The 12,838-nt window shown below is 69.5% G+C and carries 12 protein-coding genes; 10 read left to right on the top strand and 2 right to left on the bottom strand.

Annotated elements, in window-relative coordinates:
* On the top strand, window positions 1-580 hold a 580-nt coding region (locus VJ976_RS04705; RefSeq protein ID WP_324098953.1), incomplete at its 5' end, for an MFS transporter.
* Here VJ976_RS04705 and VJ976_RS04700 read toward each other — a convergent pair.
* Complete coding sequence (locus tag VJ976_RS04700) at window positions 559-1,062, bottom strand: GNAT family N-acetyltransferase (protein ID WP_324098952.1); 504 nt, start codon at window positions 1,060-1,062, stop codon at window positions 559-561. The two genes, VJ976_RS04705 and VJ976_RS04700, sit on opposite strands and share 22 nt — an antisense overlap.
* A 25-nt stretch (window positions 1,063-1,087) precedes the next feature.
* Entirely contained in the window at window positions 1,088-2,356 is a 1,269-nt protein-coding gene (locus tag VJ976_RS04695) for an isochorismate synthase (RefSeq protein ID WP_324098951.1), read from the bottom strand.
* 94 nt (window positions 2,357-2,450) lie between these two features.
* On the opposite strand from VJ976_RS04695, the gene VJ976_RS04690 reads away from it, so the two are divergent.
* From VJ976_RS04690 to nuoH, 9 genes are all read left to right on the top strand, one after another.
* Complete coding sequence (locus VJ976_RS04690) at window positions 2,451-3,143, top strand: demethylmenaquinone methyltransferase (RefSeq protein WP_324098950.1); 693 nt, start codon at window positions 2,451-2,453, stop codon at window positions 3,141-3,143.
* Window positions 3,144-3,312: 169 nt separating this feature from the next.
* Window positions 3,313-3,675, top strand: coding sequence for an NADH-quinone oxidoreductase subunit A (locus VJ976_RS04685; protein WP_324098949.1), 363 nt, complete (start codon window positions 3,313-3,315; stop codon window positions 3,673-3,675).
* Between the two features lie 22 nt (window positions 3,676-3,697).
* A complete protein-coding gene (locus tag VJ976_RS04680; RefSeq protein WP_324098948.1) occupies window positions 3,698-4,252 on the top strand; it encodes an NADH-quinone oxidoreductase subunit B family protein in 555 nt (184 codons plus the stop codon).
* Window positions 4,253-4,303: 51 nt separating this feature from the next.
* Complete coding sequence (locus VJ976_RS04675; RefSeq protein ID WP_324098947.1) at window positions 4,304-5,164, top strand: NADH-quinone oxidoreductase subunit C; 861 nt, start codon at window positions 4,304-4,306, stop codon at window positions 5,162-5,164.
* The gene (locus VJ976_RS04670) at window positions 5,164-6,516 is read left to right on the top strand and encodes an NADH-quinone oxidoreductase subunit D (protein WP_324098946.1); all 1,353 of its coding nucleotides are present in this window, start codon (window positions 5,164-5,166) and stop codon (window positions 6,514-6,516) included. Before VJ976_RS04675 ends, VJ976_RS04670 begins: the two co-directional genes overlap by 1 nt.
* The gene (gene nuoE / locus VJ976_RS04665; RefSeq protein ID WP_414693566.1) at window positions 6,516-7,502 is read left to right on the top strand and encodes an NADH-quinone oxidoreductase subunit NuoE; all 987 of its coding nucleotides are present in this window, start codon (window positions 6,516-6,518) and stop codon (window positions 7,500-7,502) included. Before VJ976_RS04670 ends, nuoE begins: the two co-directional genes overlap by 1 nt.
* Window positions 7,499-8,812, top strand: a complete 1,314-nt coding sequence (nuoF, locus tag VJ976_RS04660) for an NADH-quinone oxidoreductase subunit NuoF (RefSeq protein ID WP_324098945.1) — start codon at window positions 7,499-7,501, stop codon at window positions 8,810-8,812. The genes nuoE and nuoF overlap by 4 nt, the downstream gene beginning before the upstream one ends.
* Window positions 8,809-11,361 carry an NADH-quinone oxidoreductase subunit G gene (locus VJ976_RS04655; RefSeq protein WP_324098944.1) on the top strand — a complete coding sequence of 851 codons (2,553 nt, stop codon included), beginning with the start codon at window positions 8,809-8,811 and terminating at the stop codon, window positions 11,359-11,361. Before nuoF ends, VJ976_RS04655 begins: the two co-directional genes overlap by 4 nt.
* Window positions 11,358-12,761, top strand: coding sequence for an NADH-quinone oxidoreductase subunit NuoH (gene nuoH / locus VJ976_RS04650; protein ID WP_414693565.1), 1,404 nt, complete (start codon window positions 11,358-11,360; stop codon window positions 12,759-12,761). Before VJ976_RS04655 ends, nuoH begins: the two co-directional genes overlap by 4 nt.
* Window positions 12,762-12,838 lie beyond the last annotated feature (77 nt).

Genomic DNA, 12,838 nt, shown 5'->3' with positions numbered 1-12,838 from the left:
CGCGGTGAGCCGGTTGGAGATTCTGATCGGGATGGTGTGCCTCGGCGGGGCGTTGGCCGAAGGTTCGGCCAACGACTGGCTCGCGCTGTTGCTTGTCGACGTGCAGGGCGCCCCCGCCGCCTTCGGTGCCCTTGCCTTCATGGCCTTCAACGTCGCGATGACGATCGGCCGGCTGCTGGGCAGCCCGGCGATCGACCGCTTCGGTCGCCAGCGGGTGGTCCAGGCCGGCGGGGTGCTCGCCATCGTCGGCATCCTGCTGGTCTCACAGGTGTCGTCGCTGCCGGTCGCGCTCCTCGGCGGGTTGGTCTGGGGACTGGGGACGGCGACCGTCTTCCCGGCGGCGATCTCGGCAGCGGGCGAGGTGCCCGGGCGGGGGAACCGGGCGATCACCGTCGTCAGCACCATCGCCTACGGCGCGTTCCTGTTCGGCGCGCCTACGATCGGGCTGTTGGCAGAGGTGGTCGGCCTGGACCGCGCGCTGTTCGTGGTGATCGGCTTTCTGTTGCTCATGGTGGCGCTGGCGCGGACCCTCAGCCCGGTGGTGCTCGCCGCGAGGGCTCAGCCGAGCTCGATCCAGTAGCGGCGCTTGCCCGGTACTCCCGGCGCCACCGCACGGACGTCCTGCAACCGCCCCCCGCACCGCTCGATGACCTTCCTCGACGCGGCGTTGTCCTCGTCGCAGGTCACCAGGGCCGGGCTGACGCCGAGCGCGGCCAGACGCTCCAAGGACAGACGCAGCATCTGCGAGGCGTACCCGCGTCCGCGGTAGGCCGGCCGCACGGCGTACCCGACGTGGCCGCCGAGATCCAGCAACAGCGGGGTGAGCGTATGCCTGACCGAGACCCGGCCGACCACGTCACCGGCGACGTCGGCGATCAGGAAGTCGGCCGGCACCTGCCCACGCCGGAGGTCGACTCCGCGTGAGTCGAGATGCAGTCGGTCCAGCTGTTCGGCCCACGTGAGCTCGGGTGTCAGGAGGAACCGGAAGCCGTCGGGCGCCAGCTCGGCGTGGGCGGCACGTGCCGCTGCCTCGTCCCCGGGGCCGGGGACGCGCAAGCTCAACCGTGAGGAGTCGGCACGGATGCGCTTACTCGCCCAGCGCGTAGCGCATCGCCGCCAGCTTGATCTCGGTCTCGGCCAGCTCGGCCTCCGGATCGCTGGCCGCCACGATCCCCCCGCCGGCGAAGAGCCGCATCTGCCGCGGGTCGGAGCACAGCTCGCCGCAGCGCAGTGCGATACCCCAGTCGCCTTCCCCTGCGGAGTCCATCCAGCCCACGGGCCCGGCATAGCGGCCCCGGTCCATGGTCTCCAGCTCGGCGATCAGGGCGGCGGCCGGCCGAGCCGGAGTGCCGCAGACCGCGGCCGAAGGATGCAGGGCGGCAGCGAGCCGGAGAGAGGTGGCGTCGTCGGCCTGCGTGCCGCTGATGTCGCTGGCCAGGTGGTACACGTCGGGCAGCTTGAGCACGAACGGCTCCTCCGGCACCACGAGGTCGCGGCAGTGGGGAGCGAGTGCCTCGGAGACCGATCGGACCGCGTAGGCGTGCTCCTCCAGGTCCTTCTCGCTGGAGATCAGGCGCAGGCGAGGGTCGACATGGTGCTCGTCTTTGAAGTCGGGGTGGTCTTCGGCGACCAAGGGGGCGGGATGGGTGTCCCGGCGCACGGTGCCGGCCAGGACCCGCGAGCGGACCGTGCCGTCCCAGCGCCGGACCAGCATCTCGGGGGTGGCACCGACCAGCCCGTCCACGGCGAACGTCCACGTGGCGTCGTACCGCTCCACCAGCCGCTGCAGCACGCGCCGGACGTCGATCGGCGTCGGGGAGGTGGCCAGCTCGTCCCGGGCGAGGACGACCTTGTCGACCTCCCCACCGGCGATCCGCGAGATCGCGCGGGCAATGACCTCCGGCCACTGTTGGGCGGAGACCGAGCCCCGTGCGATCACCGTGGCGGCGGGCCCGCTGGGGTCGGGCGCGGCCTGCGCGGCACCGGCGGCGTCCGCACGAGAGCTGGCTGCCCCCACATCCTCGATCGTCGTGCGCCATACGCGCCCCTCGCGGCGGCCGATGACGACCTCCGGTACCACCAGGCGGCTGCGGTGCCCCGAGTCGCCGGCGAAAGAGAACGAGCCGAACGTCACCAGGCCGGAGCCGGGGGCGCCGACCCCGTCGACGACGTCGGCGACGGCGCACACCTGCTGCCACCACGACTCCGCGTCGGAGAACCTCGTCGGTCCCGAGCTCTCGCATCGCGCCACCCGGCCCCAGGCCACGAGCCCGTCTCCCTCGCGCAGCCACGAACACAGGGTTGTGGGCGCCGCGACGTCGGGGACCAGGGACAGCAGGTCGGTCTCATCCGCCACGGCGGACGTGATATCCAGCGTCGTGACGCGCAGGCGAGGCGGAGCGAGCACGGTCACAACGGTCCACTGTATTCGTCGGTGCGAGGATGGCTGCATGCACCGTGCCGGACTGGACAAGGATCCGCGCGAGGTCGCCGAGATGTTCGACCAGGTCGCGCCCCGCTACGACCTCACGAACGACGTGCTCTCGGCCGGTCAGACGTGGGTGTGGCGTCGCGCCGTGCGGCAGGCGTGCGCAGCGGTGAAGGGTGAGCGGGTGCTGGACATCGCGGCGGGCACCGGCACAAGCAGTGAGCCGTTCGCCGACGACGAGGTCGAGGTGGTGCCGGCCGACTTCTCGCTCGGCATGCTCCGCCAGGGGCGCCGGCGCCGCCCGGACATGGCCTTCACCGCGGCCGACGCGCTGGCTCTTCCCTTCGCCGACGGCTGCTTCGACGTGGTCACCATGTCGTTCGGGCTGCGCAACGTCTCGGACCCACCCGCCGCGCTCGCGGAGTTCGCCCGCGTCGCGCGGCCTGGGGCGCGCCTGGTGATCTGCGAGTTCAGCCAGCCGGTGTGGGCTCCGCTGCGGACGGTCTACACGGGATACCTGATGCGCGCACTGCCGCAGATCGCCCGCCGGATCAGCAGCAACCCCGACTCCTACGTCTACCTCGCCGAGACGATCCGTGCCTGGCCCGCGCAAGAGGAGCTGGCGCGAACGATCGCCGGCGCGGGATGGTCTGATGTGACCTGGCGCAACCTGACCGGCGGGGTCGTCGCCGTGCACCACGCTGTCCGCCGGTAGAGTGTGTGTGAAGGGATTCACAAGGTCCGATGCGGCCTCCCGACCCCAGGAGCAGCGAAGAAACTGAGACCAAGGCACACCCAAGGGAGCCTTGACGGTCGATCACCCCTAGGATTGGCTGCGCGGCATGGCGCTCACCGCGCCGACACCGAGAGGAGCGTGGGACACGATGACCGACCCGTACCTACCCGTGCTGTCGATGCTGTCGCTGGGCGTGCTCTTCGCGGGCGGCTCGATGCTCGGTGGCGCGCTGCTCGGCCGCAAGACCTACAACCGGGCCAAGCTGGACGCCTACGAGTGCGGCATCCAGCCCACCCCGCAGGCGGTCGAGGGTGGGCGTGTGCCCATCAAGTACTACATGACGGCGATGCTGTTCATCGTGTTCGACGTCGAGGTGCTGTTTCTCTACCCGTTCGCTGTGGCCTTCGACCAGGTCGGCCTGTTCAGCGTGATGGCGATGATGTTGTTCCTGTTCGTGGTCTCCGTGCCCTTCATCTACGAATGGAGCCGGGGCGGTCTGGAATGGGACTGAGCGGACAAGGAGGGTCTGAGACATGGGCCTAGAAGACAAGCTGCCCTCGGGCATCGTGCTGACCTCGGTCGAGGCGGTGGTCGGGGAGCTGCAGTCGCGTTCGGTGTGGCCGGCGACGTTCGGCCTGGCCTGCTGTGCGATCGAGATGATGGCCGTGGGCACGCCGGACTACGACATCGCCCGGTTCGGCATGGAGCGCTTCGCCGCGACCCCGCGCCAAGCCGATCTGATGATCGTGGCCGGTCGGGTCAGCCAGAAGATGGCCCCCGTGGTCCGTCAGGTGCACGACCAGATGCCGAACCCCCGCTGGGTGCTGTCGATGGGTGTCTGCGCCAGCTCCGGCGGCATGTTCAACAACTACGCGATCGTCCAGGGCGTCGACCACATCGTCCCCGTGGACATCTATCTGCCCGGTTGCCCGCCTCGACCTCAGATGCTCATCAACGCGTGCCTGGAGCTGCATGCTCAGATCCGGGCCTCGAAGTTCGGGGTGGATCGGGTGGCCGCGGCCCGCGCCGCCGAAGCGGCGGCCCTGGAGGCGACGCCCACGCACGAGATGAAGGGGTTGCTCGCGTGACGACAGCGAAGGTGGGTCCCACGCACCGCGTGGGAGGAAGCGAGGTGCGGCATGCCTGAGGACAAGGCCAAGAAGGACGCCGTAGCCGAGGTCGAGACCGCCACGACTCACGGTGACGAGAACGCGGCCGCCGACGGCAAGAACACCATCGACCGGGTCAACGCTCCGCTGGCCACCGAGGACCAGAAGGTCAGCTCGACCCAGATCCATGAGACCGGGGCCGGATCGGTCAGCACCCTGGACCCGGAACACTCGTCCCCGGTCAGGATGGGCGAGCGCCACGGCATGTTCGGCAGCTCGCTGGGCTCGGACACGAGTGGCTACGGCCAGCTGGTCCAGGCCATCTACTATCCCGGCGCCTCGGAGCGGCCGTACGGAGGCTACTTCGACGAGGTCGCCGACCGTCTGGAGGAGGTTCTCGCCGAGAAGTACCAGCAGGCCGTCACCCGGGTGGTCATCGACCGCCGCGAGATGACCCTGGACGTGCCACCCGAGCACCTGCGCCTCGTCGCCCAGACGCTGCGGGACGACCCCGGCCTCCGGTTCGAGATGTGCAGCGGTGTGTCGGGAGTGCACTTCCCCGACGACGTCGGCCGCGAGCTGCACGCCGTCTACCACTTCACGTCGATCACCCACGGAAGCCGCCGGGTGCGGGTCGAGGTGAAATGCAGCGACGATGACCCGCACATCCCCTCGATCGTGTCCATCTACCCGGCCGCGGACTGGCACGAGCGGGAGACCTACGACATGTTCGGCATCGTCTTCACCGGCCACCCCGGCCTGACCCGCATCCTCATGCCGGACGACTGGCCGGGGCACCCGCAGCGCAAGGACTACCCACTGGGCGGCATCCCCGTCGAGTACAAGGGGGCCACCGTCCCGGCCCCGGACGAGCGCAGGAGCTACACCTGATGGCGACGCACACCGACTCCACCGAGAGCCAGGACCTGTACGGCTCCTCCGACGACCAGGACGCCACGTTCACCGCCAGCGGAGGTGACTGGGACCAGGTGGTCGAGGACATCTCGGCGGTCGGCGAGGAGCGCATCGTCGTCAACATGGGCCCCCAGCACCCGTCCACGCACGGCGTGCTCCGCCTGATCCTGGAGCTCGACGGCGAGACCGTGCGCGAGGCCCGGGCCGGCATCGGCTACCTGCACACGGGCATCGAGAAGAACATGGAGTACCGGACCTGGACGCAGGGCACGACGTTCTGCACCCGGATGGACTACCTCACGCCCATCTTCAACGAGACGGCGTTCTGCCTGGGTGTGGAGAAGCTGCTCGGCATCACCGACCAGATCCCGCAGCGGGCCAGCGACATCCGCATCCTCACCATGGAGCTGAACCGGATCGGCTCGCACATGATCGCCCTCGGCACCGGGGGGATGGAGCTCGGAGCCACCACGGTGATGACCGTGTGCTTCCGCGAGCGAGAGCGCCTGCTCCGGTTCTTCGAGGCTGTCAGCGGTCTGCGGATGAACCACGCCTACGTGCGCCCGGGCGGGGTGGCGCAGGACGTCCCCGCGGGGGCCCTGGACCTGCTGGAGGACGAGCTGGTCGACTTCCGTCGCGGTCTGCGCGAGGTGGAGTCGCTCCTGCTGGCCAACCCGGTGCTGCGCGCCCGCACGGTCAACGTCGGCCATCTGAGCCTGACCGGCTGCATGGCCCTGGGGATCACCGGGCCCATCCTGCGCTCCACCGGACTGCCGCACGACCTGCGCAAGGCAGACCCGTACTGCGGGTACGAGACCTACGACTTCGACGTCATCACCCGGGACACCACCGATGCCTACGGTCGCTTGTGCATCCGGATCGATGAGATGTGGGAGTCGCTGAAGATCGCGCAGCAGGCCATCGCCCGGCTGCGCGCGTCGGAGGGTCAGCCCTACATGGTGGAGGACAAGAAGATCGCCTGGCCAGCTCAGCTGTCCGTCGGAGCCGACGGCCAGGGCAACTCGCTGGACCACATCCGCAAGATCATGGGCGAGTCGATGGAGTCCCTGATCCATCACTTCAAGCTGGTCACCGAAGGCTTCCGGGTCCCGCCGGGGCAGGCCTACGTGGCCATCGAGTCGCCCAAGGGCGAGCTGGCCGTCCACGTGGTCTCCGACGGCGGCACACGCCCCTACCGGGCGCACTTCCGCGATCCTTCGTTCAACAACCTGCAAGCCGCCTCGGTGCTGAGCGAAGGGGGGCTCGTTGCCGACGTCATCGTCGCGGTGGCCTCGATCGACCCGGTGATGGGAGGGGTGGACCGCTGATGAGCACGGCAGACAGCAACGGCCACCGGGCGGACGCGCCCGGGGACACCCGTGAGCAGCTGGGCGAGGCCGCCACCGAGGGCCCGGTGCACCACCACACCCCGTTGCAGCCCTCGGATCACGACTACCCTCCGGAGGTGCTCGGCCGGATGGAGGCCGACGCAGCGGTCATCCTGGCCAAGTACCCGCGGAAGCGCTCGGCGCTGCTGCCGTTGCTGCACCTGGTGCAGAGCGAGGACGGCTACGTCACCGGGCGTGGGGTCCACTTCTGCGCGCGGCAGCTGGACCTGTCGACCGCGGAGGTCAGCGGGGTGGCCACGTTCTACACCCAGTACAAGCGGCACCCGAACGGTGAGTACAACGTGGGGGTGTGCACCAACACCCTGTGCGCGATCATGGGCGGGGACCAGATCTTCGACGACGTCAGCGAGTACCTCGGGATCGGGCACGACGAGACCACCGCCGACGGCAAGGTCACCCTGGAGCGGCTGGAGTGCAACGCGGCCTGTGACTACGCGCCCGTGGTGATGGTCAACTGGGAGTTCTTCGACAACCAGACCCCCGAGTCCACCCGGGCCCTGGTCGACGAGATCCGGGCCGGCCACGACGTGGTCCCCACCCGCGGGGCGGCCAAGGCCTGCACCTTCAAGCAGGTGGAGCGGGTGCTGGCGGGGTTCTCCGACGGACGCGCCGACGAGGGTGTCGGCGCGGGTGGTCCGTCGCTGGAAGGGCTCCGTCTGGCCCGCGAGCGCAACTGGGTCGCGCCGGTCGGCACCTACCAGCCCTACAGCGAGCAGGCCGGCGACGAGCCCGAGCACGACACGGGCCGCGCTACCGAGGCAGGGCAGACCAAGGACGCCAAGTCGGGGCTGCCCGACGCCAGCGACGAGTCGAACAGCCCGGACTCCAAGGACAGCGACGACAGCGGCGGCGAGGACTCCGTGAAGAGCTCGCCGGAGAACAGCGACGAGGGAGGCTCCTCATGAGTGCACAGCTCACTCCGATCCTGTCCCTGTTCTGGGACCAGCCCCAGTCATGGACCTTGAAGACCTACGAGGACCATGAGGGGTACGCCGCCCTGAGGACGGCCTTCGACACCCCCAAGGAGGACCTGGTCGCCATGGCCAAGGACTCCGGGCTGCGTGGACGTGGCGGGGCCGGGTTCCCGACCGGCATGAAATGGGGCTTCCTTCCCCCGGACGACGGGGGGCCGCGCTACCTTGTCATCAACGCCGACGAGTCCGAGCCGGGGACCTGCAAGGACACCCCGCTGATGATGGCGGCGCCGCACATGCTCATCGAGGGCATGATCATCACCTCGTACGCGATCGGCTGCAAGCACGCCTTCGTCTACATCCGCGGCGAGATCGTCCACGTCTTCCGGCGCGTGCAGCGTGCGGTCGAGGAGGCCTACGCGGCGGGGTACCTGGGCAAGGACATCCTCGGCTCCGGCTTCGATCTCGACATCACCGTGCACTCCGGCGCCGGGGCCTACATCTGTGGGGAGGAGACGGCCCTGCTGGACTCCCTCGAAGGCCGTCGTGGACAGCCCCGCCTCAAGCCTCCGTTCCCCGCCGTGGCCGGGCTCTACGCCCGTCCCACCGTCGTCAACAACGTCGAGAGCATCGCCAGCATCCCCTCGATCATGCGGTACGGGAGCGACTGGTTCTCCGACCTGGGCACCGAGCAGTCGTCGGGCTACGGCCTGTTCAGCCTGTCCGGTCACGTCAAGCGACCGGGACAGTACGAGGCGCCGCTCGGGATCACCTTGCGTGAGCTGCTCGAGATGGCCGGCGGGATGCGCGAGGGACACCAGCTGAAGTTCTGGACCCCTGGCGGTTCGTCCACGCCGATCCTGACCGACGAGCATCTCGACGTGCCGCTGGACTTCGAGTCGATCACGGAGGCGGGGTCCATGCTGGGGACGCGGGCGCTGCAGATCTTCGACGAGACCACGTCGGTGGTGCGGGCGGTATCGCGGTGGACCGACTTCTACGCCCACGAGTCGTGCGGGAAGTGCACGCCGTGCCGAGAGGGCACCTTCTGGCTCAAGCAGATCCTCGAGCGGCTGGAGGCCGGGCGCGGCACCGAGGACGACATCGACAAGCTCGTCGACATCTGTGACAACATTCTGGGCCGCTCGTTCTGCGCGCTGGGTGACGGAGCCACCTGCCCGATCACCTCCGCGGTGCAGTACTTCCGGTCCGAGTTCGAGGACGGCATGCACACCCCCTGTGACGAGCTCTTCCCACCCGAACGCTCCACGTTGTTCGCGAAGGAGACCCAGCCCGTATGACGGTCAACACCTCACCTGCTGCCGGCGGCAACGCCGTATACGACGGGGACAACGCCTCGATCCCCGACGACCTCAGGACGGTGACCCTGACCGTGGACGGGGTCGAGGTCACCGTGCCCGAAGGCACCCTGGTCATCAGGGCGGCGGAGCAGATCGGGGTGCAGATCCCGCGCTTCTGCGACCACCCGCTGCTCGACCCCGCGGGGGCCTGCCGGCAGTGCCTGGTCGAGGTCTCCATGCCGGACCGCGACGGCAACCTGAAGCCGATGCCCAAGCCGCAGGCCTCGTGCACCCTGGCGGTGGGGGAGGGGATGCAGGTCAAGACGCAGCACTCCTCGGCGGCGGCTGAGAAGGCTCAGCACGGCGTCATGGAGCTGCTGCTCATCAACCACCCCCTGGACTGCCCGGTCTGTGACAAGGGGGGCGAGTGCCCGCTGCAGAACCAGGCCATGTCCAGCGGTCGCCCGACCAGCCGGTTCGAGGACGTGAAGCGCACCTTCCCGAAGCCGATCAACATCTCCTCCCAGGTGCTGCTGGACCGGGAGCGCTGTGTGCTGTGTGCCCGGTGCACGCGCTTCTCCGACCAGATCGCCGGAGACCCGTTCATCGCGCTCATCGAGCGCGGCGCCCTGCAGCAGGTCGGGATCTACGAGGAGAAGCCCTTCGAGTCCTACTTCTCGGGCAACACGGTCCAGATCTGCCCGGTGGGGGCCCTGACCGGCTCGGCCTACCGGTTCCGCTCGCGCCCGTTCGACCTCGTCTCCACCAGCAGCGTCTGCGAGCACTGCGCCTCGGGCTGCTCCATCCGCACCGACCACCGGCGCGGGACGGTGCTACGGCGGATGGCGCTGGAGGACAGTCACGTCAACGAGGAGTGGAACTGCGACAAGGGCCGCTGGGCCTTCACCTACGCCACCATGCCCGACCGGCTTCGCGACCCCGTGGTGCGGGGCGAGGACGGCGAGTACGCCGTCGCCACCTGGAACGAGGCGCTCGCCGCCGCCGCCCAGGGGCTGCGGGCGGCGGCGGAGTCGGACAACGCCGGCGCGGCGGTGCTGGTGGGCGGGCGCGTCACCGTCGAGGACGCCTACGCCTACAGCAAGTTCGCCCGCATCGCGCTGGGCACCAACGACATCGACTTCCGGGCTCGCCCGCACTCGGTCGAGGAGGCGGACTTCCTCGCCTCTTCGATCGTCAACCACTACGGTCTGACGTATGCCGACCTGGAGAAGGCCAGCGCGGTGCTCCTGGTCGGCCTCGAACCCGAGGAAGAGAGTCCCATCGTCTTCCTGCGCCTGCGCAAGGCCAGTCGCAAGAACAGCACCGCGGTCTACTCCGTGGCGCCGTTCGCGACCCGGGGGCTGGACAAGATGACCGGCACCCTGGTCCCGGCCGCTCCAGGCACCGAGGCCGAGGTGCTCGGAGCCCTCGCCTCACGTCGCCGAGGCCGCGGTGAGGCCCAGGAGGGCACGACCGAGCCGTTGGACAGCGCCGACCCCGTGCAGGTGGCCTCGGATTCCCTCAACGGCGGAGCGGTCATCCTGGTCGGGGAGCGCCTGGCGGCAGTGCCGGGAGCGCTCTCGGCCGCCGCGTCGCTGGCGGAGCTGACCGGAGCCCGCCTCGGTTGGGTCCCCCGTCGAGCCGGTGAGCGGGGCGCGGCCACCGCGGGCGCGCTGCCGACCCTGCTCCCGGGGGGACGCCCGGTGGCCGAACCCGACGCGCGGGCGCAGACCTCCCAGCGCTGGGGCGTCGAGGTGCCCGAGGAGGCGGGCCGGGACACGACGGGGATCCTGCAGGCCGCTGCGGACGGGGAGATCCGCGCACTGGTCGTGGGCGGTGTCGACCCCGACGACCTGCCCGACCCGGCGCTGGCGCGGGCCGCACTCGCCCGCGCGTTCGTCGTCTCCCTCGAGGTCCGCGAGAGCGTCGTGCACGACTACGCCGACGTCATCCTGCCGGTGGCGCCACAGCAGGAGAAGGCGGGCTCCTACGCCGACTGGGAGGGGCGCCTGCGCCCCTTCGAGCAGGCGCTCGGCTCCAACGCCTGGAGCGACCACGCCATGGTGGACGCGCTGGCGACGCAGATGGGCCACTCGCTCGACGCCCGCAGCCTGACCTCGCTCCGGCACGAGATGACGGCCCTCGGCTCCTGGCAGGAGCCGGTGTCGATGCCGCAGGTAAACCCGGTCGCCGTGCCGAGACCGGGGGAGGGCGAGGCCATTCTCGCCACCTGGCACCACCTGCTCGACGCGGGCTCGATGCAGGACGGGGAGCCCTTCCTCGCCGGCACGGCTCCGGTGGCCACGGCACGGATGTCGCCGCTGACCGCAGCCGGCATCGGGGTCGCCGACGGGTCGTGGGTCGTGGTCAGTACGGACGCCGGGTCGGTGACCGTTCCGGTGGCGCTGACACCGATGCCCGAGCACGTGGTATGGCTGCCCACCAACTCGACGGGGTGCGCAGTGCGCGCCATGCTAGGCGCTGACGCCGGAGCCGTGGTGCGCCTTGCTGCAGCCGACTCCTCGCCCGCACCAGGAGGCTCCGCATGATCGCAGCCCAGCTCGTCCAGCACGCGAGCGAAGGAATCGCCCTGGCGCCCGCGGTGCCGATGGAGGACGTGCCCGCGGCCGACTTCAGTGACACGCCGTTGTGGCTGACCATGCTCAAGGGCCAGATGGTCTTCGTGTTCCTCCTGCTCAACGTCCTGGTCGTGATCTGGTTCGAGCGCCGGGTCGTGGGCCAGATGCAGCAGCGCCCCGGTCCCAACCGGTTCGGCCCGTTCGGCTTGTTCCAGACTCTTGCCGACGGACTCAAGCTGATGATGAAAGAGGACGTCATCCCCTCGAACGCCGACCGGGTGATGTTCATCATCGCCCCCTTGATCACCGGCGCTCTGGCCTTCGTCTCCTTCGCGATCATTCCGATGGGTTCCGAGGTCGAGATGTTCGGGCACACCACGCCGCTGCAGCTCACCGACACGCCCGTGGCCACCCTGCTCGTCCTGGCCGTGGCCGGGGTGGGGGCGTACGGCTTCGTCCTGGCCGGATGGTCCTCGGGCTCGACCTACCCGCTGCTGGGCGGGCTGCGCTCGACGGCGCAGGTGATCTCCTACGAGATCGCGATGGGCCTGTCGCTGGTGGCGGTGTTCCTGTACGCGGGGTCCATGTCCACCTCTCAGATCGTGGCCGCGCAGGCCGACCTGTGGTACGTCATCCCGCTGTTCTTCTCCTTCGTGATCTACCTGGTGACGATGGTGGGGGAGACGAACCGTCTGCCGTTCGACCTGGCCGAGGGCGAGGGTGAGCTGGGTGGCGGCTTCCACACCGAGTACTCCTCGATGAAGTTCGGGATGTTCTTCCTCGGCGAGTACATCAACATGTTCACCGTCTCCGCATTGGCCACGACCTTTTTCCTGGGCGGGTGGATGGCGCCCCCCGGGATCGCGGCGATCAACGACGGCATGTTCAACGAGGGCTGGTGGACCTTCCTCTGGTTCTTCCTCAAGATGTGGATGTTCATCTTCGGCTACGTCTGGCTGCGGGGCTCGTTGCCCCGGGTCCGCTACGACCAGTTCATGAAGCTGGGCTGGAAGATCATGATCCCGGCCGCCCTGGCCTGGGTGATAGCGGTCTCCTTGATCCGCGCTTCGCAGGTCGGCTACTTCGGCGACACCCTGTGGGCCACGATCATCACCGTCGCCGCGATCGCGGTGCTGGTGATCGCCGGCCTGCTGATGTGGGACCGCCGCAGCCAGGCCGCCCAGGAGGCCGAGCAACACGCCCGCCAGGCGCCCGAGGAGGTCGACCCGTTCGCCGGCGGCTATCCCGTGCCACCTCTGCCCGGTCAACGACTCGTCGAGCCTCGGCGAGCGGTGGCGGCGGCAGAGCCGGTCACGGTCGATGCGGGCCCGGGATCCACCCACGACTCATCGGAGGGCGACCGTGGCTGAAGAGGAGAAGAAGGCCGAGCACACCCGCGAGGTGCGCTACAACGAGGACGGGCTGGAGATCCGCCGTCCCGAGGGTG

Source organism: Ornithinimicrobium sp. (genome assembly GCF_035267225.1).
Taxonomy (GTDB): domain Bacteria; phylum Actinomycetota; class Actinomycetes; order Actinomycetales; family Dermatophilaceae; genus Ornithinicoccus.
Note: the sequence above shows the minus strand (reverse complement) of the source record. Positions and strands in the feature narration are given on the sequence as shown.